Origin of the sequence: Burkholderia metallica (assembly GCF_902832845.1) — a bacterium.
GTDB lineage: Bacteria > Pseudomonadota > Gammaproteobacteria > Burkholderiales > Burkholderiaceae > Burkholderia > Burkholderia metallica.
On the sequence record NZ_CADFDB010000009.1, the window covers coordinates 73,778 to 97,249 of the forward strand.

The 23,472-nt window shown below is 71.0% G+C and carries 20 protein-coding genes; 5 read left to right on the forward strand and 15 right to left on the reverse strand.

Features of this window, described 5'->3' with window-relative positions; genetic code table 11:
• Positions 1-2 precede the first annotated feature (2 nt).
• The 6 genes from HWX08_RS23765 to HWX08_RS23790 are packed head-to-tail and all read right to left on the reverse strand — an operon-like array spanning position 3 to position 5,655.
• Positions 3-1,484, reverse strand: a complete 1,482-nt coding sequence (locus HWX08_RS23765) for an alginate export family protein (RefSeq protein ID WP_174922007.1) — start codon at positions 1,482-1,484, stop codon at positions 3-5.
• A complete protein-coding gene (locus HWX08_RS23770) occupies positions 1,481-2,176 on the reverse strand; it encodes a YoaK family protein (RefSeq protein WP_174922008.1) in 696 nt (231 codons plus the stop codon). Before HWX08_RS23770 ends, HWX08_RS23765 begins: the two co-directional genes overlap by 4 nt.
• Positions 2,173-3,090 carry a glyoxalase gene (locus tag HWX08_RS23775; RefSeq protein ID WP_174922009.1) on the reverse strand — a complete coding sequence of 306 codons (918 nt, stop codon included), beginning with the start codon at positions 3,088-3,090 and terminating at the stop codon, positions 2,173-2,175. The genes HWX08_RS23770 and HWX08_RS23775 overlap by 4 nt, the downstream gene beginning before the upstream one ends.
• 26 nt (positions 3,091-3,116) lie before the next feature.
• Positions 3,117-3,578: a DoxX family protein gene (locus tag HWX08_RS23780; RefSeq protein ID WP_174922010.1), complete on the reverse strand. Its 462-nt coding sequence runs from the start codon at positions 3,576-3,578 to the stop codon at positions 3,117-3,119.
• A gap of 1 nt (position 3,579) precedes the next feature.
• Positions 3,580-5,469 carry an amidohydrolase gene (locus HWX08_RS23785; RefSeq protein WP_174922011.1) on the reverse strand — a complete coding sequence of 630 codons (1,890 nt, stop codon included), beginning with the start codon at positions 5,467-5,469 and terminating at the stop codon, positions 3,580-3,582.
• 18 nt (positions 5,470-5,487) lie between these two features.
• Positions 5,488-5,655, reverse strand: coding sequence for a DUF1427 family protein (locus HWX08_RS23790; RefSeq protein WP_069256395.1), 168 nt, complete (start codon positions 5,653-5,655; stop codon positions 5,488-5,490).
• A 101-nt stretch (positions 5,656-5,756) separates the two neighbouring features.
• Here HWX08_RS23790 and HWX08_RS23795 point away from each other — a divergent pair, with 101 nt between their 5' ends.
• Positions 5,757-6,680 (forward strand): LysR family transcriptional regulator, encoded by a 924-nt coding sequence (locus HWX08_RS23795; protein ID WP_174922012.1) that lies wholly within the window; start codon positions 5,757-5,759, stop codon positions 6,678-6,680.
• A 63-nt stretch (positions 6,681-6,743) separates the two neighbouring features.
• Here HWX08_RS23795 and HWX08_RS23800 read toward each other — a convergent pair whose 3' ends face one another.
• Positions 6,744-7,430 (reverse strand): hydrolase, encoded by a 687-nt coding sequence (locus HWX08_RS23800; RefSeq protein WP_069256393.1) that lies wholly within the window; start codon positions 7,428-7,430, stop codon positions 6,744-6,746.
• 275 nt (positions 7,431-7,705) lie between these two features.
• Here HWX08_RS23800 and HWX08_RS23805 point away from each other — a divergent pair, with 275 nt between their 5' ends.
• Genes HWX08_RS23805 through HWX08_RS23820 form a run of 4 tightly spaced genes read left to right on the forward strand, consistent with a single transcriptional unit; the run spans position 7,706 to position 10,929 of the window.
• On the forward strand, positions 7,706-7,966 hold the full coding sequence (locus tag HWX08_RS23805; protein ID WP_069256392.1) for a XapX domain-containing protein: 261 nt from the start codon (positions 7,706-7,708) through the stop codon (positions 7,964-7,966).
• Between the two features lie 25 nt (positions 7,967-7,991).
• Positions 7,992-9,572: a cation:proton antiporter gene (locus tag HWX08_RS23810; protein WP_174922013.1), complete on the forward strand. Its 1,581-nt coding sequence runs from the start codon at positions 7,992-7,994 to the stop codon at positions 9,570-9,572.
• Positions 9,573-9,620: 48 nt separating this feature from the next.
• Positions 9,621-10,013, forward strand: a complete 393-nt coding sequence (locus HWX08_RS23815) for an OsmC family protein (RefSeq protein ID WP_069256390.1) — start codon at positions 9,621-9,623, stop codon at positions 10,011-10,013.
• 31 nt (positions 10,014-10,044) lie between these two features.
• Complete coding sequence (locus HWX08_RS23820) at positions 10,045-10,929, forward strand: pirin family protein (protein WP_174922014.1); 885 nt, start codon at positions 10,045-10,047, stop codon at positions 10,927-10,929.
• A 170-nt stretch (positions 10,930-11,099) separates the two neighbouring features.
• On the opposite strand, the gene HWX08_RS23825 is transcribed toward HWX08_RS23820, so the two are convergent.
• The 8 genes from HWX08_RS23825 to bcsZ are packed head-to-tail and all read right to left on the reverse strand — an operon-like array spanning position 11,100 to position 23,470.
• Complete coding sequence (locus tag HWX08_RS23825; protein WP_174922015.1) at positions 11,100-11,297, reverse strand: hypothetical protein; 198 nt, start codon at positions 11,295-11,297, stop codon at positions 11,100-11,102.
• Positions 11,279-12,835, reverse strand: a complete 1,557-nt coding sequence (bcsG, locus tag HWX08_RS23830; protein ID WP_174922016.1) for a cellulose biosynthesis protein BcsG — start codon at positions 12,833-12,835, stop codon at positions 11,279-11,281. Before bcsG ends, HWX08_RS23825 begins: the two co-directional genes overlap by 19 nt.
• A 26-nt stretch (positions 12,836-12,861) precedes the next feature.
• Positions 12,862-15,399 (reverse strand): UDP-forming cellulose synthase catalytic subunit, encoded by a 2,538-nt coding sequence (bcsA, locus tag HWX08_RS23835; RefSeq protein WP_069257980.1) that lies wholly within the window; start codon positions 15,397-15,399, stop codon positions 12,862-12,864.
• A complete protein-coding gene (bcsQ, locus tag HWX08_RS23840) occupies positions 15,396-16,175 on the reverse strand; it encodes a cellulose biosynthesis protein BcsQ (protein ID WP_174922017.1) in 780 nt (259 codons plus the stop codon). The genes bcsA and bcsQ overlap by 4 nt, the downstream gene beginning before the upstream one ends.
• Positions 16,172-16,390 carry a hypothetical protein gene (locus HWX08_RS23845; protein WP_069256385.1) on the reverse strand — a complete coding sequence of 73 codons (219 nt, stop codon included), beginning with the start codon at positions 16,388-16,390 and terminating at the stop codon, positions 16,172-16,174. The genes bcsQ and HWX08_RS23845 overlap by 4 nt, the downstream gene beginning before the upstream one ends.
• Positions 16,387-18,348, reverse strand: coding sequence for a cellulose biosynthesis protein BcsE (gene bcsE, locus HWX08_RS23850; RefSeq protein WP_174922018.1), 1,962 nt, complete (start codon positions 18,346-18,348; stop codon positions 16,387-16,389). The genes HWX08_RS23845 and bcsE overlap by 4 nt, the downstream gene beginning before the upstream one ends.
• A gap of 17 nt (positions 18,349-18,365) precedes the next feature.
• Positions 18,366-22,256, reverse strand: coding sequence for a cellulose synthase subunit BcsC-related outer membrane protein (locus HWX08_RS23855; protein ID WP_175807084.1), 3,891 nt, complete (start codon positions 22,254-22,256; stop codon positions 18,366-18,368).
• Positions 22,241-23,470, reverse strand: coding sequence for a cellulose synthase complex periplasmic endoglucanase BcsZ (gene bcsZ / locus HWX08_RS23860; protein ID WP_069256382.1), 1,230 nt, complete (start codon positions 23,468-23,470; stop codon positions 22,241-22,243). Before bcsZ ends, HWX08_RS23855 begins: the two co-directional genes overlap by 16 nt.
• Positions 23,471-23,472 lie beyond the last annotated feature (2 nt).

Sequence of the window (23,472 nt, forward strand, 5' to 3'; positions counted from 1 at the left end):
GGCTACCACCCATACTTCAGCTCGACCCCGACATAGTCGGCGTTGTGTCCGCCCGCCTGCCGGATCGCGTCGCCGACCTGGAAATGCACGGCTTCGATCGCGCCGATCAGGTTCGCGGCGATCGTCCAGTCCGCTCGCAACTGCACGTACATCCCCGTCCACAACCCGCCTTTTCCTGCGGTGCCCGGTACCACCGCGTTGCCCTGCTGGTAGACCGCGTCGCCGGTCGTCTCGCGCCACTGGAAGCCGAGCGCGCCGAGCAGCGACAGGGTTGGCGACGGCTTCAGCGTCACCGACGGCTTCACGTGGATCAGGTTCGAATAGCCGGTGAAGCCGGCCAGCGTGAAGTAATAGCCGTTCGGAAACAGCGGGTTGAAGGTGCCGATGCGGCCGTCGTGCGGATGCCGGTCGCCCGACGCCGCGTCGACCTGCAGCGCGATGCGCGGCGACCACGGTGCGTCGGGCCGGTAGCCGGCGATCGTGCCGACCGCCCATGCGCGGATCGTGCTGCTTCCGACGGTGCCCGTCTGCAGCATCGTTTCGAGATCCCAGTCGAAGCGGCCTTGCGTGCCGCTGTAGCGCAGGTCCCACACGTCGCGACGCTCCGCGCCGCCCGCATCGAGAAAACGCGCGTTGCTGCGGTTGTAGCGCGACCAGTAGCCCGACAGGTCGCCGGGCCCCGCCGACTGCCGCTCGAAGCGTACGCCGCTGAACGTGAGGTCGCGGTTCGACACGTCGTCGAACGTGGACACGCTGCGGTTCTGCACCGGCTGCGTCGCATACGCGATGAAACGCCACTTGCGGTATTCGTAGTCGGCCCATACCGCATCGAACGCCTGCCGCACGTTCGGGCCGTCGCGCGCGGCGATGAAGCGCTGCAGGTCGAACGCCATCTCCTGCCGGCCGACGCGGAACTTGAACGTGCCGCCGCCGAGCGCGCCCGTGTAGGTCGCGAACGCCTGCTCGAGATCGAGCGGGTTCCTGTCCACCGGCGAGATCGTGTTCTTGCCGAACGCGCGATCGTCCTGCAACTGCACGAAGAACTGCCAGTGCGGGCCGAGATGCGCATCGGCATGCACTTCGACGCGCTGGATCAGGTACGTGTCCGATTGCGCGGAGCCGATGCCGAACAGCGGCGCGTCGTTGGTCTCGAGACGCTCGCGCAGGTTCACGCCGAGCGACAGATAGGTCGCCGGATCGTTGCCGAGCGGCATGTATTTCAGGCCGTCGAGCGGTGCGCGCGGCACGCACGGATTCGCGAGCACCGACCAGTCTTCCTGCCAGCGGTTGAACAACACGGTCGGCCGTTTGGCCGTGCACGTCGACGCGGCGCCGCCCGGCGCCGATGCCGGCGCCTGTGCCGTTTCCGCGAACGCCTCGCCACGCGCGGCGAGCAACAGCCCCGCGACGACGGACACGCGCGCGGCGCGGCGCGCCGCACGATCGAAGCGGCGGCGATGTATTCGTTCCCGCTGCCGGCTCATGCACGCTCCTGCTTCACCGCATCCACGGATTGCGCCGCGCCCAGCGCGAGCACCGCAAGCGCGCCGACGGGTGCGAGCAACGCGAGGAAGCCGACGTAGCGGAACCCGAGCGCGCCGCACGCGGCGCCGAGCGCGAACGCGACGATCGCCGGCAGCATCTTCGCGAAACGCGCGCGTGCCGCCGCGCGCACGCTGTCGGCCGTGCCGGCGGACAGCATGTCGACGACGTCGAGGATCGCCTGCGTGACGTTGCCGGTCATCACCGTGTTCGGCACGCCGGCGCGCGGGATCACGCGCGGATGCGCGTTCTGCACGCCCATCGCGAACGTGCCGACGATGCCGGCGACCAGCGCCGGCAGGCTGTCGGGCTGCGTGACGGGCGTCGCCCACAGGCCGGCCGCGCAGAAGCCGAGCAACAGCACGCCCTGCACCGTGTGCAGCACGCGCGTCCCCTGCCACGCGGGCCGTGCCGACATCGACCGCGCGATCAGGCTGCTCGCGATCACGCCGCACACGAATGCCGGAAACACGCTGAGCTTCAGCACGACACCCTGGCCGAAGCCCGCGATGCCCGCGCCGATCAGCACGAAGTTGCCCGTCACGTGCGCGGTGAACAGCCCGAACAGCGCGACGAAGCTCAGCGTATCGACGAAGCCGGCCACCGCGGCAAGGATCGTATCCTCGTGCTTCATCGCGCCGCGCCCGCGTGGATCTCGGCGACGTAGCCGCCCGGGAACTGCACGAGCGCCGCGTCGCGGCCGTCCGACGCGAACGCCGGCACGAGCACGGTCACCCCGGCGGCCTGCGCCTTCTTCAGCGTCGCGGCGAGATCCGGCACCTCGTAGCCGGTCATCTCGCGGCCGAACGGGTAAGGCAGGTGGCCGTCGGTGGCGAGCACGGTCATCTTGCCGAAGCCCGATTCGATGCGGATGCGGCGATACGTATCGTTCGGCCGGCCGATCTCGACGCCCGGCGCGCGGCGCACGTCGGACACGACCTTGCCGTGCGAGAACGCGACGAAGTTGCGCACGAGCGTGTCGGCGCTTTCCGGCGACACGTACACGCGGTTCTCGGGCACCGTTTCCAGCGCATCGTAGTGCGGCGCCTCGGTGTGCCAGTACAGCTGCATGTTCACGCCGCCCGGCCAGCGGATGATCGCGTCGCGGCCGATCGGATCGGGAAACGTGTCGACGACCACGTCCGCGCCGTGCGCGCGCGCCGACTTCATCGCGACGTCGAGATCGGTGACGAGATAGCCGGTACGCTCCGCGCAGAACGGATACGGAATCGGGGTCTTGAAGCCGAACACCGACACCGTGCCGACCGGCGTGAGCACGAGCTGCGACATCGTCTGGCTCGGCGTGGGCGTGACCTGGAACACGCCCTGCTTCGACTTCTTGCCGCCGAACGTCGCGACGAAGCTGTCGGTGAAGCGGTCGAAATCGTCGGGCGACACGCAGACGTGCGTCGTGTCGTACTGCGGGCCGACCGCGACGGCCGGCGTCGCGACGGCCTTCGTGGCCGTCGTCTTCGCGAACGCGGCCGGTGCGACGGCGAGACCGCCCGCGATCATCGCGGCGAGCAGCACGGAACGAATGGTTTTCATGACAGGGTTTCCTGGTTGTTTCATCGTCATCGAATGGTGCGGCCGTCGCCGGCCGGGTGCTTCGCATCGGCGAGCAGCGTCGCGAGCACGAGTGCGGCGATCAGCCCGAGATGCTCGAAAAAGCTGTTGAGCGCCATGAAGCGCGCGGCGCCCGTGTGGTTCCAGAAATCGTTGGCCACCGCCATCGCGACCAGCGTCAGCATGCCGAGGCTGCCGGCGCCGAGCCACGTGAAGCGGTTGAACACCACGCACAGCGAGCCGGCGAGCTCGACCGCGATCGCCAGCGCCGCCCACAGCGCGGCCGGCTGCAGCCCGAAATGCGCCTGCTCGGCGACCGCGCCGGCGAAATCCAGCGCCTTCGCGACGCCGCCGATCAGGTACGCGGACACCAGCGCCATACGCACGAGCGGCAGCACCCAGGGCCGCGCCAGCAGCGCGCGCACCCATGCGGGATTGCCGATGCCGTCGAAGTGGGTCGGTGTCGCCATGTCAGACCGCCCAGCACGAACAGCCGAACGCGCCCCAGAAGCCCTTCGCATCCGACGTCGGCAACGCGCGGCCCCACGCGCTCGCATGCGCATGGCCGTGCACGTTGCACGCGCTCGAACAGCCGCATGCGGCGGCGGCCGCCGCCCGCTGCAACGGCGCGCCCTCGCGCTGCGTCGCGCCCCAGCCGCCGTAGCCGCCGTACTCGCGCACGGGCGACCAGTCGGGCATCGCGGGCGGAATCGGCGCATCGTGCGACGCGAACGGCCCCGCGCCCCACACGATCTTGCCGCCGACCACCGTCAGCAATGCGGACGTGGCGACGATATCGTCCTCCGCGCACGTGAAGAAATCGCGATCCGGGACCATCAGGTCGGCAAGCTGGCCGACCGCGATGCGCCCTTTCTTGCCCACCTCGTTCGAGAACCACGTCACGTACTCGGTCCACATGCGCAGCGCGGTTTCGCGATCGAGCAGATTGCGCTGCGGATACATCCGCAGGCCGCCGACCGTCTTGCCCGTCACCAGCCACGCGAGCGACACCCACGGGTTGTACGACGCCACGCGCGTCGCGTCGGTGCCGGCCGACACCTTGATCCCCTTGTCGAGCATCTTCGCGACGGGCGGCGTGGCCTCGGCCGCCTGCGCGCCGTAGCGCTCGACGAAGTATTCGCCCTGGTACGCCATCCGGTGCTGCACCGCGATGCCGCCGCCGAGCGCGGCGATCCGGTCCATCGATCGTTCCGACACCGTCTCCGCATGATCGAAGAACCAGTTCAGCCCGTCCAGCGGAATGTCGCGGTTCACCTTCTCGAACACGTCGAGCGCGCGGCTGATCGTCTCGTCGTAGGTCGCATGCATGCGCCACGGCCAGCGGTTCTGCGCGAGCACGCGCACGACGCCTTCGAGGTCGTCCTCCATCTGCGCGGGAAGATCCGGGCGCGCGACGCGGAAATCCTCGAAGTCGGCCGCCGAAAACACCAGCATCTCGCCCGCGCCGTTGTGGCGGAAATAGTCGGTGCCGTCGTGATACCGGACGCTCTTCGTCCAGTTCACGAAGTCTTCCTTCTCCGCATTCGGCTTCTGCGTGAACAGGTTGTACGCGATCCGCACCGTCATCTCGCCAGCGTCGTGCAGCTTGCGGATTACCTCGTAATCGTCGGGATAGTTCTGCGAACCGCCGCCCGCATCGATCACGCCCGTCACGCCGAGCCGGTTGAGTTCGCGCATGAAGTGGCGCGTCGAGTTGTACTGGTAGTCGAACGGCAGCTTCGGGCCTTTCGCGAGCGTCGCGTAGAGGATCGTCGCGTTCGGGTTCGCGAGCAGCAGGCCGGTCGGGTTGCCCGCGGCATCGCGCAGGATCGTGCCGCCCGGCGGCTCGGGCGTGTCCTTCGTGTAGCCGACCACCCGCAGCGCGGCCGCGTTCAGCAGCGCGCGGTCGTACAGGTGCAGGATGAACACCGGCGTATCGGGCGCGGCCGCATTGAGTTCGTCGATCGTCGGCAGGCGTTTCTCCGCGAACTGGTGCTCGGTGAAGCCGCCGACCACGCGCACCCATTGCGGCGCGGGCGTGATCGCGACCTGGCGCCTCAGCATCTCCATCGCGACCGCGAGCGAACGCACGCCGTCCCAGCGCAGCTCCAGGTTGTAGTTCAGGCCGCCGCGAATCACGTGCGTGTGGTTGTCGATCAGGCCCGGCAGCACGGGGCGCCCGGCGAGATCGACGACCTTCGTCGCGCGGCCCGCGAGCGGCACGACGTCCGCGTCGGCGCCGACCGCGACGAAGCGGCCGTCCTTGATCGCCACCGCGGTGGCGACGGGGTTCGCACGATCGAGCGTCGTGATGCGCCCGTTGTGCAGGATGAGATCGGGTTGAGTAGCGGTTGCGCTCATGAAGTGTCCTCGATGCGGTCAGAAGCCGAGCCAGTGACGGACCGGCGCGATGGCCTGGGCGCCGACCAGCATGCCGGCCAGACCCACAAGAGCAATCAGCGGCGGTGCGGGTGAACGCACCTTGATCACGCTGTACACGATGCCGATCAGCACGCCGGCACCCAACGAAAGTAGATAAGATTCCATAACGATTTTTCTCCCGGCCGGATTAGAATCACCTGCATCGCACGCCCGCGCCTCGCGGTGCGCCGCATCCGTTCCCCGCTTCCCTGCCATCCGCCCCGACCATGCAACACCTTCCTGATCTCGAAGCCTGGGCCATCTTTGCGCGCGTCGCGGAGACGGGCTCGTTCGCGAAAGCCGCCGATCTGCTCGGCATCTCGCAACCGACCGTGTCGAAAGCCATCGCGCGACTCGAAAAGCGCCTCGGCGCGATGCTGCTGTACCGCACGTCGCGCAAGCTGTCGCTCACGCCGACCGGCGAACTGCTGCGCGACCGCGCGATGCGCCTGCTCGCCGACGCGGAGCTGATCGAGAGCGAAGCGTCCGCGCAGGCGCTCGAACCGCACGGCCTCGTGCGCGTGAATGCGCCGATGTCGTTCGGGCTGCGCCATCTGGCGCCGGTGCTGCCCACGTTTCTCGAACGCTATCCGCGCGTCGACATCGACCTCGTGCTCACCGATCACATCGTCGACATCGTGTCCGGCGGCTTCGACGTCGCGATCCGCATCGCCGAGCTGAGCGATTCGTCGCTGCGCTCGCGCCGGCTCTGCGCGGTGCGCCGGCCGCTCGTCGCATCGCCGGCCTACCTCGACCGGCGCGGCCGCCCCACGCATCCGCGCGACATCGAACAGCACGTGTGCCTCACCTACACAAACCTGCCGACGCCCGAATACTGGCGCTTCCGCCACCCGGCATCGGGCGACGAGGCCGGCGTGTCCGTGCAGGGCCGCATCCGTACCAACAACGCGGACGTGATCCTCCCCGCGCTCGTCGGCGGTCACGGCCTCGCGCTGCAGCCCGAGTTCCTGGTGTGGGACGCGATGCAGCGCGGCGAGCTCGAGGAAGTGATGTCCGACTGGAAGATCGCCGACATCAACGTGAACCTCGTCACGCCGCCCGGCATGCTGCGCGCCGCGCGCGTGACGGTGCTGCTCGACTTCCTCGTGGAACATTTCTCGCACGCGCCGTGGGCGCTGCCCGGCGCCTGAACGCACGACGGGCCCTGGCAGGCGATCGTCGCGTCCGTCGCGACGATCGCGGCCGGCGGCCCGTTACTTCGCCGGGACGGCCGCGAGCGACGCGTGCGGCGTCGCGGTGCGCGGCGCCGCCTTGTGGACCATCGTGTACGCGTAGTCGACCCCCATCCCGTAGGCGCCCGAGTGCTCCTTCGCGATCGCCATCACCGCGTCGTAGCTGTCGCGGCGCGCCCAGTCGCGCTGCCATTCGAGCAGAACCTGCTGCCACGTGACGGGCACGACACCGGCCTGCACCATCCGCTGCATCGCGAAGTCGTGCGCGGCCTGCGACGTGCCGCCCGATGCGTCGGCCACCATGTAGATCTCGTAGCCGCCTTCGAGCATCGCGCACAGTGCGAACGTGGTATTGCAGACTTCGGTCCAGAGACCCGACACGACCACCTTCTTGCGGCCGTTCGCGGCGAGCGCGTCGCGCACCTTCTGGTCGTCCCACGAATTCATCGACGTGCGTTCGAGCGTCTGCTGGTTCGGGAACACGTCGAGCAGCTCGGGGAAGGTATGGCCGGAGAACGCCTCGGTCTCGACCGTCGTGATCGTGGTCGGGATGTTGAACGCCTTCGCGGCCTTCGCGAGCCCCACGACGTTGTTCTTGAGCGTCTGGCGATCGATCGACTGCACGCCGAACGCCATCTGCGGCTGCTGGTCGATGAAGATCAGCTGGCTGTTCTGCGGCGTCAGTACTTCAAGTTTCGGATTGCTCATGGCGCAAGGTGTCCTGTGAACGGAAAAAGGGGGGCCTGCCTCGACCGTGAAAACGGGAGGAGCCTGGGGAGGTCGGCGCCGGATCGTCATCCGGCTCGAAATATTTAATCCGCAAACACGCGGCGCGAACACCCAAGAAATGGAATCGATCCGATTCGTGCATCGATGCCCGTTCGGAGCGATTCGTGCTTTTTTTCTTCACGCAAACCCGATACGCTTTCGCAATCCTGACGGCGCGCCCCGCGCCGCTCGTCTGCCCTCACCGGACGCCCGCCATGAAACCGTATCTCCTGTCGTTGTTCGCCGGCATCCTCGCCGGCGTGATCTACGGCGCGCTCGGCGTGAATTCGCCGGCCCCGCCGATCATCGCGCTCACTGGCCTGCTCGGCATGCTGGCCGGCGAACAGATCCTGCCCGTCGCACGCCGGATGCTCGCGGGTCATCGCCTGAACACCGCGTGGCGCGACGCGCAATGCAGCCAGCACATGTTCGGTGCGCTCCCGGGCGGCGGCGCGAACGACCGCAAGCCGTCGTGATGCAACCGTTCGCCGCCGGCCGCGCATGACCAACGTCGAGCTGTTTCATTACCTCCTGCTGTTGATCTGCGGCGCGGGCGCGCTCACGTGGCTCGCCGAACGCCTGTCGATTCCGCCGGCCGTCGTGCTGCTGCTCGGCGGCTGCGTGGTCGCGGTCGCCGGCAGGCGCGTGCCCGACATGGACCCGGCGCTGCTGCTCGCGGCCGTGCTGCCGCCGCTGCTGATGTCGAGCGGGTTCTACACCGCCTGGAAGGAATTCCGGCAGGCGCTGGCGTCGATCGCGTCGCTCGCGCTCGGCGCGGTGGTATTTACGACCGTCGCGGTCGCGCTCGCCGTGCATGCGGTGAACCCGGCGCTGCCCTGGGCTGCCTGCTTCACGCTCGGCGCGATCGTGTCGCCGCCCGACGCCGTCGCCGCGAAGGCGATCCTGCAGCGCCACCCGCTGCCCGCGCGGCTCGTCGCGGTGCTCGAAGGCGAAAGCCTCGTCAACGATGCGTCGGGCCTGCTGCTGTACCAGATGGCCGTATCGGCCGCGCTCGCCGTGTCGATCACGCCCGCGAGCGCCACCGGCCTGTTCTTCTCGCTCACGCTGATCGGCATCGCGGTCGGCCTCGCGTGCGGCCATGCGATGAGCTGGGTGCTGCCGCGCCTGCGCGACCCGATGCTCGGCATCGTCGTGACGTTCGCGATGGCATGGGGCAGCTACGGGATCGCGGAAGCGGTCGACGGCTCGGGCGTGCTGTCGGTCGTCACCTGCGGGCTCGTGCTCGGCGTGCGCCAGCATCGCGTGTTCGATGCCGACATGCGGATCAAGGCGAAGGCGACGTGGGAAGCGATCGTGTTCGTGCTCGACGCGCTCGTGTTCATCCTGATCGGGCTCGCGCTGCACGCGATCCTCGCGCGCGTGAACCACGAGGGCGCGGTGCTGCTGGCCGGGCTGCGCGTCGCGCTGCCCGCCACCGCGGCCGCGATCGTCGCGCGCATCGTGTGGGTGTTCGCCGCAATGTGGCTGCCGGGCCGCCTGCGCGCGCCGCGCGCGGGCCACGCGCCGTGGTCGTGGCGCGAGGCCGTCGTGCTCGGCTGGTCGGGCATGCGCGGCGTCGTGAGCCTCGCGGCCGCGATCGCGCTGCCGGCCAACTTCCCCGGCCGCGACCTGATCCTGTTCAGCACGTTCCTGCTGATCATCGCGACGCTCGTCGTGCAGGGCGGCACGCTCGCGCCGCTGATCCGCGTGCTGAAGCTGCACCCGGCCACGCGCCACACGATGTCCGAGCACGCGGTGCGCGCGCATGCGTTCGGCGCGGCGCTCGCCGAACTCGCTGCGCTCGAACAGCGCGGCTCGACGCTCGAGCGGCCGTCGCTCGACCGGCTGCTCGCCGAATACCGGAACCGCGTCAGCTTCAACGAGCGCGCGCATCGCCACGGCGCCGAGACGGCCAACGTGCGCGCGCGCATGCTGCGCGTCGAACTCGAGCTCGTCGGCGTGTCGCGCCGCGTGCTGCTCGACCTGCATCGCGACGGCAAGGTCGACGATGCCGTGCTGCACCGGATCGAGTCCGAACTCGATTTCGAGGAACTGCGGCTGCAGCGGCTGCTCGAACCGTAACGCGCAGCCCGGCCGCAGGCCTCCCCCTCTTCTCTTCATGGAACTGCAATGAGCGAACTGTCCGTCGAAGCGAGCATCGGCTCCGTCGATTACCTTGTCCACTTCAGCGACGGCGTCCACCAGTGGCGCGCCGACGAACCGGCGTCGCTCGGCGGCGGCGATGCGGCGCCCACCCCGGTCGCGCTGCTGCTGTCGAGCCTCGGCGCGTGCACCGCGATCACGCTGAAAATGTACGCGCAACGCAAGGGCTGGCCGCTCGCCGAAGTGCACGTGAAGCTCGCGCACGAGCCGGGCACCGAGGGCAGCACGATCGTGCGGCGCATCACGCTCGAAGGCGACCTGTCCGGCGAACAGCGCGAGCGCCTGCTGCAGATCGCGAACGCGTGCCCCGTGCACAAGATCCTCACGCATCCGATCGCCATCGACACCGCGATCGCCTGACGCGCTCCGCATCGACCACGGGAATCCCGCCATGTCCGACTCGATCAAGACCCTGCTCACGCCGCGCGAAAGCGACATCGGCAACCTCGTCGTGCGCCGCGTGCTGCCCGCGCGCGCCGCGCGCCTCGTCGGCCCGTTCATCTTCTTCGACGAGATGGGGCCGGCCGTGCTGCCGGCCGGCAGCGGCATCGACGTGCTGCCGCATCCGCACATCGGCCTCGCGACCGTGACCTACCTGTTCGACGGCTCGCTGATGCATCACGACAGCCTCGGCTTCCGGCAGAAGATCGTGCCGGGCGACGTGAACTGGATGACGGCCGGCCGCGGCATCGTGCATTCGGAGCGCTCGCCCGACGAGGATCGGCCGCGCGAGCAGCCGGTGCATGGCATCCAGACCTGGGTCGCGCTGCCGGTCGAGCACGAGGACACCGCGCCCGCGTTCGTCCACCATGCGGCCGACACGCTGCCGTCGTTCACGCGCGACGGCGTGAACGTGCGTGTGATCGCGGGCACCGCGTTCGGGCTCGCGTCGCCGGTCGCGGTGTTCTCGCCGACGCTCTATGCGTATGCGGCGTTCGCCGAAGGCGGCACGCTCGCGCTCGATGCGGAGCACGACGAACGCGGCGTGTACCTCGTCGACGGCGATCTCGCGATCGACGGCACGCCGCTCGCCCCCGCGACGATGGCCGTGCTCGAACCGGGCGCGACCGTCGAGCTCGCGAGCGCGAACGGCGCGCGCGTGATGCTGCTCGGCGGCGCACACCTGCCGGGCGAGCGGTTCATCGAATGGAATTTCGTGTCGAGCGCGCGCGAGAAGATCGATGCGGCACGCGCGGCATGGGCCGACCAGACCTTCGGCAAGGTGCCCGGCGAAGAAAACGAATGGACGCGCCAACCGGTGCGCCACGCGCAGTAGCGCGAAGGAAGGGGCCGGCCGTGCTCACGTGCGCTGCCGGCAGTCGCATCGGCCGGTCGGCGGCGCGGCCTCGGCACGGCACCCGGCCGCCGACGACGCCCGACTGTGTGCACCACCGCTGCGCGCCTTGTTGTCGCTGCTGCTGCGACGACGTCGCGCCCGGCCCCGTTTCAGCCCTTCAGCCCCATCAGCTTCGCGAGCGTCGGCCAGCGCTCGAGCGATTCGATGAACGCGCGGCGCGCCTGCTCGTCGACGTAACGCTCGGGATCGAGCGCGGGCAGGTGCCGCGCGAGACCGAGCACGTCGTTCGGTTGCGACAGCCGATCGTCGTCGGCGTCGCCGGGAGGTATCACTGTTCGTCGATCCATACGCCATCCGGAGTCTTGACCGCGTAGCCCGTGCCCGTCTGCATCGTCACGGTGCCTTCGTTTTCGCCGACCATCCGCGTACGCGGCAGGTCGGCCGCGTATTGCGCGAGCGTCGCGCCCGGCTTGAACGGGCTGTTCGACACGAGGTTCGACAGCAGTTGCGCGAGCGCGAGGAAGCTGGTCGGCTGATCGATCACGGTGGTCGCGCCGTGGTTGCCGGCAAAGCCGACGAGCCGCACGCCCACCGGCCCGTGCACGATGCGCGGCGTCGGGATCTCGCGCAGGCCCGCGACCTGGTACTTGTCGCCGCGCAGCGCGGCGCCGTGCTCGGGCACGAACACGATCACCGCGCGGCGGCCCGACTGGGCGATCAGGTCGGCCAGGCGATCGAAATCGTCCATCAGCCTGGTCGCGCGCTGCGGATACGAATCGATGCTCGTCAGCGTGCTGCCGACGACGCGATTGCCGTCGTGCAGGCTGATCGTGTTGTAGTACAGCGCGACCGGCCCGGGCACCGACGCGCGCTGCGCATACCAGTTCGCGAGCGTCGCGTAGTCGCTCTTGATCTCGGAGCCGTCGAACGCATGCATCGCGACGGGCGCGGCCGCGTTCGACACCGGCGGCGCGTCGGGCACCCCGATGTTGTCGTGGACCACCTGCAGGAAGTTGTCGAAATGGCCGTCGTGGTTCAGCAGCGACTGCACCTTGTAGCCCGCGCTCGCCAGTTGCGAGAACAGGTAGCACTGCTGCGGCGCCGGCTTGTACAGGTCGGCGTGCGCTTCCTGCCCGCAGCTCGCGCGCAGCACGCGGATCGCCGCCGGGCCGCTGTAGCTCGCGGCCGTGCTGAAGTTGGTGAACAGGTAGTCGAAGTGGCTCAGCATCGGATGGTTGCGCACCTTCGCGGCATCGAGGTCGTCCCACGACAGCGAGCAGATATGCAGCACGATCACGTCGAACTGCGTGGCCGGATCGTTGCCGAGATGGCCGAACGCGACCTGCCGCTGCGATTCCTGCGTGCGGAACGTCGCGAGCGCGGCGTTGTGGTCCTCGGGCTGGCCGGCGAGCGTCGTGCCCGCCACGTTCGCCTGCTGCGGCAGCGGTGCGACGACGCGCGCCATCAGTCCGCTGCCGGCCTGCCACAGCGGCATCACGACCAGCGCGGCCAGCACGAACGTCGCGACGCGCAGCCAGCGGTTGACGATGAAGTAGACGATCAGCGCACCGGCCATCGTCAGCAGCAGCACCGGCGGCAACAGGCGCGGCAGCAGTTCCATCCAGTAATCGACGCGGAACGTGCTCACTTCGCGCGCGGCCTCGGCGAGCCGCGCGAGCGGCGGCGCATGCAGCTCGCGGGCGAGCAGCGGCACTGCGATCGCGATCGCGACGAGTTGCCGGACGATGCGCCACGCGCGCCGGCGGATCGGCGCGCTCGCCGCGAGCGCCACCGCGAACGCAAGGTTCGCGAGCCAGAACGGCTGCAGGTGCCCGGTCGCGAACAGCGCGAACTTCAGGATGAAATACAGATTCCAGAACGTCATCTAACCACTCCGTGATGAGCGCCGCGTCAGTCGCGCGCCCGATCGAGTTTCGGCGCCAGCATGGCCTGCAGGCCGCGCGCCGCACCCTTCCACATCCGTACGTACCCGTCCAGGCCGATACGCAACACTTCCTTCAGCCCGCGCAGCGGCGTGTCGGGACGCTCGCCTTCGTGCCAGTCGAGCCACGCATCCGCGCGGCCGAACGTGCATTGCACGAGCTGGCGCTCCTGTTCGAGCGTCAGTGCGTCGAAGCTCACGCCGACGTGGGTCGGCGTCACGCGGCTCACGCGCACCGGAAACGGGAACGGCCGGTCGCCGCGCGTCACGCACACGGTGAGCGTGTCGCCGACGGCGACCGGCAGCCCCGGCACCGCTTCGAGGCCGAGGCCGCCGGTCGAGTAGTCGCTCGTGAAGCAGGCGGCGGTCGTTCCGTCGGCGAGCAGCAGCGTGGCCGGCACGCGCATCGCGATCCGGTGCGTAACACGCACCTGCTTGGTCTCGCGCGCCACCGCCAACGCCGCGCCGAGCATCGCGAGGTTGTACACGGTCCAGCCGAGCGTGATCAGGATCGTCGACGCCTCGTCGCCCTGGTCGGCCACGAGCCGCCAGACGCCGGCGACGATCGCGAGCACGTTCAGCCCGAACAGCACGAGATACGGCTTCGACGTCGACCAGTCGACGTAGCCTTCGTCGATCTTGCCGCCCTTGTCCGTCACGTTGAACTTGCCGTGCTTCGGGCTGAAGAACGCGACGGTGGTCGGCAGCGCGATGTACCACGCGAGCACCGATTCGTAGACCTCGGCCCAGAACGAATGGCGGTAGCGCCCCTGCATCCGCGAGTTCGCGACGTTGGCGAGCACCAGATACGGGATCACGTAGCTCGCGAGCGCCATCGCGGACGCGCTGATGAAATACAGGTGGAAGAACAGGTACGCGAGCGGGATCGTCAGGAACACGAGCCGCGGAATCCCGTAGAAGAAGTGCAGCATCGCGTTGCCGTAGCAGATCCGCTGGATCAGGCCGAGCCCGCGCCCGAGGAACGGGTTGTCGATGCGGAAGATCTGCGCCATCCCGCGCGCCCAGCGCGTGCGCTGCTTCACGTGGCCGGCGAGGCTTTCGGTCGCGAGGCCGGCGGCCTGCACGGTCGGCAGGTAGGCCGACGTATAGCCGCGCCGGTGCAGCTTCAGCGCGGTGTGCGCATCCTCGGTCACGGTCTCGACCGCGACGCCGCCCACCTCTTCCAGCGCACTGCGCTTGAGCACCGCGCACGAGCCGCAGAAGAACGTCGCGTTCCACAGGTCGTTGCCCGACTGCACGAGCCCGTAGAACAGGTTGCCCTCGTTCGGAATCTCGCGGAACGTGCCGAGGTTGCGCTCGAACGGATCGGGCGAGAAGAAATGGTGCGGCGTCTGCACCAGCGCGCACTTCGGATCGCGCAGGAACACGCCCATCGTCGTCTGCAGGAACGAGCGCGTCGGCACGTGATCGCAGTCGAAGATCGCGATGTACTCGCCGTGCGTCTTCGGCAGCGCGCGGTTGATGTTGCCGGCCTTCGCATGGCGGTTGTCGTCGCGCGTCACGTAGTCGATGCCGGCCTCGCGCGCGAACGCCTCGAATTCGGGCCGCTTGCCGTCGTCGAGCAGGTACACGCGCAGCTTCGCGCTCGGCCAGTCGATGCTCTGCGCGGCGAACACCGTCGGCTTCACGACCGACAGCGGCTCGTTGTAGGTCGGGATGTACACGTCGACGGTCGGCCACGTGTCGGGATCGTCGGGCAGCGGCACGATCGGCCGGTCGAGCGGCCACGCGGTCTGCACGAAGCCGAGCAGCAGGATCATCCACGTATAGGCTTCCGCGCCGTACAGCAGGTAGCCGGCGACGGCCTCGACCGGGCCGCGGAAATCGAGCGTCTGCGTGGTGCGCCACCACACGTAGCGCACCGTCGCGAGCAGCGCGAGCGAGGCGAGCGCGAGCGTCGGCAGATGGCCCGGCAGGCGGCGCAGCGCGAGCGCCAGCACCGCGACGATCGCGAAGAACGCGAACTGCGCGCCGGGCATCAGCGGCGACATCCCGGCCGCGGCCCACAGCAGCGCGCCGGCCACGAGCAGCAGCGGCGCGAGCCAGCGGCGCCGGCCGATGCCGTTCGCGCGCGCATCGAGCCAGCCGCCCCAGCGCACCCACGGCAGGCGCTCGAGCAGTGCGCCGATGCGCCGGCCGACCGCGCGCCCGGCCACGTAGACGGGCACGACGTACCGGTCGAACCACGCGAGCGGATCGCGCGCGGGCCGGCCGTCGGCCGCGCGCGGCGCCCGCACGATCGTCCGCCACAGCCATTCGCGCGCGCTGAGCGGCTGCAGCACGCCCCACTCGTGCGCCAGCCGCAGGAACGCGACGCGCACCCAGCGGCGCACGTAGTCGGGCCGGCCCGGCGGCGGTGCGTGGAAGAACAGCCGCACGAGCCAGTCGACGCGCGAGCGTTGCGCCGGCAAACCCATGCCGCGTGCGAACCAGTCGGCCGCGCGGCGGCCGGCTGCACGCAGGCGCGGCGCGAAGCCCGCGCTCATCGCGCCGCTCCGCGCCGGCCGGCGGCACCCGCCGCCAGCCATGCATCGACCCAGTTCGCGACGCCGTTCAGGTCGTGCGACGCCTGCGAATACGGCGCATCGTCGAAGATCCAGCTGCCGCGCGCGAGCGCTTCGGGCACGGCCGCATCGACGTGGATGCGTTGTTCGAGCATCGACGCGGGCCCCGCGACCGCGCGCAGCATGCCGAGCGCGTCGCGCTGCATGTCGCGCGCCGGATTCATCCGGTTCACGACGATCTGCAGTTCGCCGCCGCCGCTGCGCAGCGCTCCGAGCCGCGCGGCCGTCGTCGCGCACGCGGCGGGCTCCGGCGGCACGACGACGAGCGTCAGGTCCGCGCGGCGAACCGCCTGCTCGGCCTGCGTCGACGGATAGCGGGCGGTGTCGATCAGCACGACGCCGTCGGCCGGCAGCGCGATCTCGTCGAGCGAGCGCGCGAGCCACGCGGGATCGGCCGCGAGCCGCGCATCGCATGCGGCCGCGCCCGTCGCGTCGACCTGCCCGTACGGCACGAACAGCACGCCGTCGGCATTGCGCCACGTATGCGCATGCCACGGCTCGGCGCCGCCGAGCACGCTCTGCGCGAGGCCGTGCTCGGCGAGCGTGTCGAGGCCGAGCGTCGCGCCCATCAGGTTCTGCGCATCGAATTCGACGGCGACGACCGGCCGGCCGCGGCGCGCGAGCAGCACCGCGAGCGCGGCCGTGAGCGTCGTGCGGCCCGCGCCGCCCGTCGTCGACGTAATGGCGATCGTCTTCATCGGGGCGCTCCGTCACGCGGCTCGCCGCGCCCCGCATCGGGGAGCAGCCGCCCGCGCAGCGCGACCGGCACGAGTTCGCACGGCACCGCATCGCGCCGGTCGATCCCGCGCGGCGCCTGAAAGCCGCGGCCGATGCCGAGGTGCTGCGCGACGATCCACACCGGCACCGCGATCACGATGCCGACGATGAAGCCGATGACGATTGCGGCAATCATGCGACCCCCTGCTTGCGCAGCGGCATCGCGCTGCGGATGGCGCCGCGCTTGTGTGCGGCGGTAACGACGGATTCCGGCGACGATGCGTCGCCGGCCGCGGCCGGCGGCGTCGCGCCGGGCGCCTTCATCGCCTCGAGCGCGACGACCGTATCGATCGCGTCGATCGCATCGCTCACTTCGCCCGCTTCAGGCAACGCGTCGCCGGGACCGGCGCGCGTCGCGCCCGCCGGCTGCGTGGCCGCGAACAGATCGCTGTAGTCGGCGATCGGCGCACGCCGGTTCTCGGCCTTCAGCGCATCGAGCTCGGTGTCGATGCTGCCGCGCCCGAGGCACACGACACGATCGGACAGCGTATCGACCGGCACGTCGAAGATGCGTGCGAGCGCGTCCTCGGCATCCGCCGGCTCGCACGCGAACAGGAACACGTACAGGTGCGCGGCGTCGGCCGTCACGATGTCGCCCGCGCGGCGCGGCCGGCAATGCCGCAGCGCGTCGACGTGCGCGACGCCCGGCAGCAGCGCGATCTTCGCGAGCGTATGCGGCAACGCGAGCACGGCGCCGCGATCGAGCACCGCGCGAATGCGCAGGCAAAACGCGCCGACCGGCAGGTAGCCGAGCACCGAATCGCCGAGCGCGGCCGCGAGCGCCGCGCGATAGTCGGCCGCGACGGGCCGCGCATAGAGCTGGCCGCGCAGCGCGTGCACGGCGGCCTGCATCCGCGACACCGGCAGGTCGCGTGCGACGACGCGGCTCGCGCCGACGCTCAGCACGAGCATCTCGAACTGCTGGCGCAGCACTTCGCCGCGCTCGACGACCGCGATCTTCAGCGCGCCGCCGCACCGCCGCCGCAGCGCGTGCACGTCCGCGCACAGCGCTTCGAGCTGCGCATGCGAGCGGAACACGAGCACCGCGGTCGCGGCCTGCGCATGCGCGCACGCGGCGACCACGGCCGCGTTGTCGTCGACGATTTCCCAGCCGTCCGGCACGCGGTTCGCGCCGTCGAGCACCGCGCGGCTGACGACCACGCGATCCTCGTCGCTCGCGAGTTTCGTCCGGCGCGCGGGCCCGGCCGCGCCGCCGTCGACGCTCGCCGTCAGCCGGCCGCCCGGCGCGAAGCGCAGCGGCCGTACTTCGCCGGCCGCGAGCGTGTCGCCGGCGCGCCAGAAATCGACGACCCACAGCAGTTCGCCGTGCGTGCGCTGCAACTGCGCGACACCCGAGCAGATACCGTGGAAACCGCTGCGCGGCGTGCGATTCGCGTCGCGCACGAACGGCGCATCGTCGGTGCGCGCTGCGTCGCCCGCCCGGGCCGTTTCGGGATCGAGCAGCAGCACGAGCGCGATCCGGTGCGTGCGGCACCAGTCGGCGAGTGCGAGCGCCTCGTCGGCGAGCGCAATCGGGTCGTCCCAGCTGAACCAGCGCTGCGCGCCTTCGACGAAATACAGCGCGCGCGCGCGAAAACCGTAGCGCTTCATCGCGCGCAGGCCGCCGGTCAGCCGTGCGAACGGGCCCGGCGCCGCGCGGCGCGGTGCGTCGGCGGACAAGCCGGCGGCGGCGTTGTCGTCGTCGGCCGGTTCGGCCGCGGGCGGCATCGCGAGCACGTTCAGGTTGCGCGGCCATCCGGCCGGCTGCGCGCCGCCCGCGAAGCCGAGCGCCTCCATCTGTTCGGCGACGTGCGCCGCGTCGCGTGCGAGCACGACCGTCACGTCGCGCGTGCGCGCCTGACGCGCGCTCTCCCACACGAGCGCATCGCAGGCCGGCGTGCCGCCGGCCGCGTAGATCGCATACAGGCCGCCGGCTTCCAGTTGCGTCCACGCATCGGGCAAGCCGTCGATCGCGATCCGGCTCACCGCGCCGACGCGGCCGCCGGCCGGCCCCACGCCGAGCAGCGCCCGCAGGCGGCCTCGCAGGCCGGTGGCGGCGAGCGCGGGGCGGGCGGCATCGATTTCCGTATTCACGACGTTCCCCCAGTCACCTAGTAATCCGAATAAAGCCGTACCGGCGTCGGCGTGACGAGCCAGCTGCGCTGCGCGCGCGCGTCGAACGCGTAGCGCAGATACACGAGCGCCGAACTCGGCGCGTAGTCGTGCGATCGGTCGACGTGCAGTTGCGCGCCGACGCTCAGGTGCGGGTTCACGCGGTATTCGACGATCCCGTTGACGCCGTACGAGAATGACACGCCGCGCGTCGAACTGCCCGCGTACACGAACCCGGCCGCCACCTGCGCGGCCCGCTGGTCGGCGGACATCGGGTAATACAGCGAATCCTTTTCATAGCTGTTCGAGATCCCGCCCGTGACGGTCAGGTCCCACGACAGCGCATCGTGCCGCCCCGCCCATTCGATCGGCACGCCGAGCGACAGGTAGCGCTGCGGGCTGTAGTAGCCGCCCTGCCCGTACGTGTAGTAGCGCAGGTTCTGCGCGTAATGCCACGCATTGCCGACGAGCCCGGTGCTGACCTTCATCGCCGCGCGCTCGTACACCGGCACCGTGAAGCCCGTGCGCAGCGTGACTTCCGCGTTGCGCTCGACGTTGCGCCCGGACAGCACGCCCGTGCCGAGTTCCGCGAACAGGTTCGTGCGGCCGACGTCGACCGATGCGCGCAGGTTCACGCCGTCGCGGCGCACGCCGCCCCAGACCTCGCCCGTCCACGGGTCGCGCATCCCCGCGTACGACAGCACGCTGCTCGTTTCCGGCCGCCGCGACACGTTCACCGAGAACCCGGCCGGGCCCGCGTCGAAGCGATAGCGCACGCCGCCGACGAGGTAGTGCACGGGAAAACCGAGCGGCGACGTGCCGAGATCGACGCGCCAGGCGTCCGACAGATAGCCGGCGCCGAGCGCGACGCCCGTCGCCGACTGGTGCAGCGAGCCCGGCGGGTTCGCGATCGACGCGGGCGTCAGCGCGTTCTGCGCGTTCAGCGCCGCGTAGCGGCCAAACGTATTGAGCACATACGCGTTCGGATTGCTCGTATCGAGCGTGCCCGGGTCGAGATGCACGGTGTCGATCTGCGCGAACACGTGCCCGTCGTAGCGCACGGGCATCTGCACGTAGATCGGCACCTGCTGCGCGCGATACGACGAGACGCCTTCGTCGCCCGACTTGTACGCGGGCGTCCAGCCGGTCTCGATCTCGGGATTGCGCCGCTGCGCGAGATCCGCGAACGCGGCCTGCGCGGGCGTCAGGCCGTCGCGGCCGGGGCTCACGCCGCTCGCGCGTTCCTGCGACAGCGACAGCCGGTACAGCGACGCCGCGTCGTCGTAGCGGCCCTGGGTCTCGGCCACGCGCCCGGCGGCCACCGTCACGTCGGCGCGCGCCGGATACGCGGCCTGCAGCCGGTCGGTCACCTGCGCGGCGTCGTCCGGGCGGCGCAGCGCGTTCAGGCGGCGCACGGCCGACAGTTGCGTGTCGACGTCGTCGTCGGGCGTGCGGGCGAGCACCGCCTGCACGCGCGCGAGCGCGGCCGCACGGTTGCCGCTGTCTTCGTCGATGCGGGCGAGCGCGAGCTGCGTATCGGCGTCTTCCGGCATGCGCGCGACGACCGGCGCGAGGGCATCGCGCGCGGCGTCGTAACGGCCCTGCGCGCGTTCGAGATCGGCCAGCTCGAGCGCATAGCGCTTGTCCGCGCGGCCGGCCGGGCTCGCGCCAGCAAGCAGCGTGCGTGCCCGCGCGTAGTCGCGCTGCGCGATCGCGTCGTCCGTCTGCCGCAGCACGAGCCGCAGCGACTGGTCCTCGATCCTCGCCGTCTGCGCAGGAGTCAGCGACGGTTCGCGGCGCAGCGTGTCGAGCCATGCGACGAGTGCGTCGTCTCGCCCCGCGCTGCCGAGCAGGTCGCCGTAGCGCAGCCGCACATCGGTATCGGCTTCGCGCGGATGCGCGGCGATCCAGTCGCGCAACGGCGCGAGGCCGCTGTCCGGTTCGCCCGCGTCGATCCACTGCGCGCCGATCGCGGCGAGCATGTCGGGATCGTCCGGCGCACTCGCCTGCGCGTGCGCGAGCGACGCGGCAAAGGCCGCGCGATCGCCGCGCGCGAGCGTGCCGCGTGCATCGGCCAGCGCGTGTTCGGCATCGAGCTTGCGCGCGAGCGCGCGCATCCCGTCCGAGCGGTGCGCGTCGTCGACGGGCGCGAGCGCGGCCTGCGCGCCCGCGACGTCGTCGATCGAATTGCGGTACAACGCGGTCGCGTAGCGCATTTCGGGCGTATCGCCTTGCGCAAGCCCGTCGTCCATCACCGTGCGGCCGAGTTGGCGCAGCCCCATGTCGCGATAGAGGCGCGCGAGCGCGAAGCGCGTCCACGGTGCGTCGGGCGCCGCCCGCACGGCGGCTTCGTAGCGCTGCGCGGCCGCGCCACGGGCGCCCTGGTCCGCAAGCGCGCGCGCCTGGTCCGCGAGCACGCCGGCGCGCAGGCCGTCGAGCGCGCGCCGATCGTCGCGGCCCGTCACGCGGCCTTGCAGCGCGTCGAGCAGCGGGCCGATCTTGTCCGCGCGGCCGGTGCGCTCATACAGGGTGGCCGTGTCGCGCACGGCCGCGAGGTCCGGCGAACGCCGGGCCAGCAGTTCGCGCAGTAACGGCTCCGCGCGCGCCCAGTCGCGCTGCGCGAGCAACGCATCGGCCAGCTGAAGTTTCGCGTCCGGGCTGTCCGGCTGCAGCGCGAGCGCCGCGCGGGCCGCGCGTTCCTCGTCCTGCGCACGGCCCGCCGCGGCGGCCGCGCGGCCTTGCGCGAGCAGCCCCCAGAACTGCGCGGTGCGCGCGAGGCCCTGCCATTTGCCGCGCTGGTCGGCCGACAGCGTCGCGGCGCGCGCGAACAGCGCGCGCGCCTCGTCGTGCCGGCCTTCGCGCAGCCGCAGCAGGCCGAGCCCGCCGACCGCGTCGGCGTCGTCCGCCCGCGCCCGAGCGGCGCGCGCAAGCAGCGGATCGGCGCCGGCCAGGTCGCCGCGCGCAAGCGCCCGCAGGCCGCGCTGCTGCGCAATGTAGTCGGGATTGCGTTCGAGCTGGCGCTGTGCGTCGCGCTGGCGATCCAGTGCCGCGGCGCGGTCGACGAATTCGGTATCGTCCGGTACGAGCGCGAGATACGCATGCAGCGCATCGAGATACGCGGGATCGCTGCCGGCCGACTGCAGCACGCGCCGCCACAACGCCATCGCGTCCGTATGGTCGGCGTCGGTGCGCTTCGCGAGCGCCCACGCGATCCGGTTCGCCTCCGGACGCGTGTCGGCGCGCTGGTTCAGCAGCCGCGCGAGCGCCATCGCCGCACTCGTGTCGCGCGGATCGGCCGCGACCGCGCGGCGCAGCGCGGCGACCGCCGGCTCGCGGCCGCCCGGCGCATTCGACACGATCTGGTAATACTCGGCGCCGAGCGCGCCCGACGGCGCGCCGTTCGGAAACAGCGCGACGATCCGCCGGGCCGCCTCGTCGGCGCGGCCGCTGCGCGCGAGCAGGCGGATCTGCGCCATCTCGCCGCGCCCGCTCGTCGCGACGCGGTATTCGTCCGCCACCCGGCGCGTGGCGGGCGCCGTGGGCGACTGCGCCTGCAGACGCGCGAGCGACGCCTGCGCGCCTTGCGCGTCGCCGAGCCGCAACAGCACACGCACCTGCTCGGCCAGCAGCCCGGGGTCTCCCGGCGCGATCAGCAGCCCCTTGCGCAGCGCATCGCGCGCGAGGTCGTCGCGATGCTTGACGCCCCACATCCGCGCGGTGTCGAGCAGGCGCTGCGCGTCGGCGGACGCGGCGGTCGCGGGCGTCGCCGACGTCGCGGGGTTCGCCTTCGCCGCCTCCGGCACGGTGCCCGGCGCCGCCGCGCACACCGACGACGCGAGCCACGCGAATCCCGCGACGTGCGGCGCGGCGCGCTTCAGCGGGCGGCGCATGCACGGCCTCCCCAGCGGGGGTCGAGCGTGCCGTCCGCGCCGAACCGGTAGCGGCCGTCGCGCCAGCCGAGCCCGAACAGCGTCAGCACGCTCGTGTAGTAACCGGGCGCCGACTGGCGCGCGAGCGTATCGACGCGCGCCGCCTGCGCGTCCGCGAGCGCGCGCTGCCCGCGTGCGTCGAGGAACGGCACGGCCGCCGCCGAGAACCCGCCGTTGCCGTCGTTCGGCCCGGCGACGCCCGTCGTCGTATCGACCTTTTCCGGCGGCGCGCCATGCTCGGCGATGTAATCGGCGAACGGCGCAAAACGGGCGAGCAGCGGCGCGGCGAGCGGATCGGCGCGATCGAGCATGCCGGCCCACAGATACACGCGGATCGCGTTGTACGCGCTCTCCGCACGGGTGTCGCGATCGGGACCGAAACCCGTGCCCGCGCGATACAGCGCCCAGTCGGGCGAAAAGCCTTTCGGCGCGGTGTCGAGCAGCACGCGCCCGGTACTGGCGGCGAGCGCGGCCCAGCGCCGGTCGTCGGGCAGCCGCGCGCCGAGCGCGCGGATCACCTGCGGCGGCGAATAGCTCGGATTCACGCGCCACTGCCCGTCGGCGAGCTTGAAGCCCGTCGGCCCGGGCAGCAGCGTGAGGCCGAGGCCCGGCACGCTCGCCGTCTCGTCGTCGAGCACGCGCTTCGCGAGCAGCGCGCCGCGCGCCGTGTAGCTGCGCTCGTGCCACAGCCGCCCGGCCTCGACGAGCGCATAGGCGATCCACAGGTCGGCATCCGACGCCGCGTTCGCATCGAGCACGCGCCACGCGCCGTCGGGCGCGCGGCCCCACAGCCACGCCGGCAGATGCGCGCTCAGGTCGCCCTGTGCGAGATTGTTCTCGGTCCATGCGAGGATCGTGTCGAACGTGCGCCGGTCGTTCGCGACCAGCGCGAAGAAAAGTCCATACGCCTGCCCCTCCGAGACCGTGCGCGAATCGGCCGAGCCGACGTCGATCACGCGGCCGTCGGCCGAGATGAAATCGCGCTTGAACGCGTCCCAGCGCGGCCATGCCGCGCCGCATCCCGCGTCGGCCGCACCGGTCGCACCCGCTCCTGCAGCCTGCGCGCGCGCGGCCATGCCGGCCGCCGCGCACGTGAACGCCGCCGCCATCGCGAGTACCGCGCCGACGCGCCGCGCCGGCCGCATTGCCCGTCGCTTCGCCATTGCCCGCGCCATCC

Excerpts from the sequence above, each read along its gene's own strand:
- HWX08_RS23765 (WP_174922007.1), bottom strand. The coding sequence starts at position 1,484 with ATGAGCCGGCAGCGGGAACGAATACATCGCCGCCGCTTCGATCGTGCG.
- HWX08_RS23770 (WP_174922008.1), bottom strand. The coding sequence starts at position 2,176 with ATGAAGCACGAGGATACGATCCTTGCCGCGGTGGCCGGCTTCGTCGAT.
- HWX08_RS23775 (WP_174922009.1), bottom strand. The coding sequence starts at position 3,090 with ATGAAAACCATTCGTTCCGTGCTGCTCGCCGCGATGATCGCGGGCGGT.
- HWX08_RS23780 (WP_174922010.1), bottom strand. The coding sequence starts at position 3,578 with ATGGCGACACCGACCCACTTCGACGGCATCGGCAATCCCGCATGGGTG.
- HWX08_RS23785 (WP_174922011.1), bottom strand. The coding sequence starts at position 5,469 with ATGAGCGCAACCGCTACTCAACCCGATCTCATCCTGCACAACGGGCGC.
- HWX08_RS23790 (WP_069256395.1), bottom strand. The coding sequence starts at position 5,655 with ATGGAATCTTATCTACTTTCGTTGGGTGCCGGCGTGCTGATCGGCATC.
- HWX08_RS23795 (WP_174922012.1), top strand. The coding sequence starts at position 5,757 with ATGCAACACCTTCCTGATCTCGAAGCCTGGGCCATCTTTGCGCGCGTC.
- HWX08_RS23800 (WP_069256393.1), bottom strand. The coding sequence starts at position 7,430 with ATGAGCAATCCGAAACTTGAAGTACTGACGCCGCAGAACAGCCAGCTG.
- HWX08_RS23805 (WP_069256392.1), top strand. The coding sequence starts at position 7,706 with ATGAAACCGTATCTCCTGTCGTTGTTCGCCGGCATCCTCGCCGGCGTG.
- HWX08_RS23810 (WP_174922013.1), top strand. The coding sequence starts at position 7,992 with ATGACCAACGTCGAGCTGTTTCATTACCTCCTGCTGTTGATCTGCGGC.
- HWX08_RS23815 (WP_069256390.1), top strand. The coding sequence starts at position 9,621 with ATGAGCGAACTGTCCGTCGAAGCGAGCATCGGCTCCGTCGATTACCTT.
- HWX08_RS23820 (WP_174922014.1), top strand. The coding sequence starts at position 10,045 with ATGTCCGACTCGATCAAGACCCTGCTCACGCCGCGCGAAAGCGACATC.
- HWX08_RS23825 (WP_174922015.1), bottom strand. The coding sequence starts at position 11,297 with ATGGATCGACGAACAGTGATACCTCCCGGCGACGCCGACGACGATCGG.
- bcsG (WP_174922016.1), bottom strand. The coding sequence starts at position 12,835 with ATGACGTTCTGGAATCTGTATTTCATCCTGAAGTTCGCGCTGTTCGCG.
- bcsA (WP_069257980.1), bottom strand. The coding sequence starts at position 15,399 with ATGAGCGCGGGCTTCGCGCCGCGCCTGCGTGCAGCCGGCCGCCGCGCG.
- bcsQ (WP_174922017.1), bottom strand. The coding sequence starts at position 16,175 with ATGAAGACGATCGCCATTACGTCGACGACGGGCGGCGCGGGCCGCACG.
- HWX08_RS23845 (WP_069256385.1), bottom strand. The coding sequence starts at position 16,390 with ATGATTGCCGCAATCGTCATCGGCTTCATCGTCGGCATCGTGATCGCG.
- HWX08_RS23855 (WP_175807084.1), bottom strand. The coding sequence starts at position 22,256 with ATGCGCCGCCCGCTGAAGCGCGCCGCGCCGCACGTCGCGGGATTCGCG.
- bcsZ (WP_069256382.1), bottom strand. The coding sequence starts at position 23,470 with ATGGCGCGGGCAATGGCGAAGCGACGGGCAATGCGGCCGGCGCGGCGC.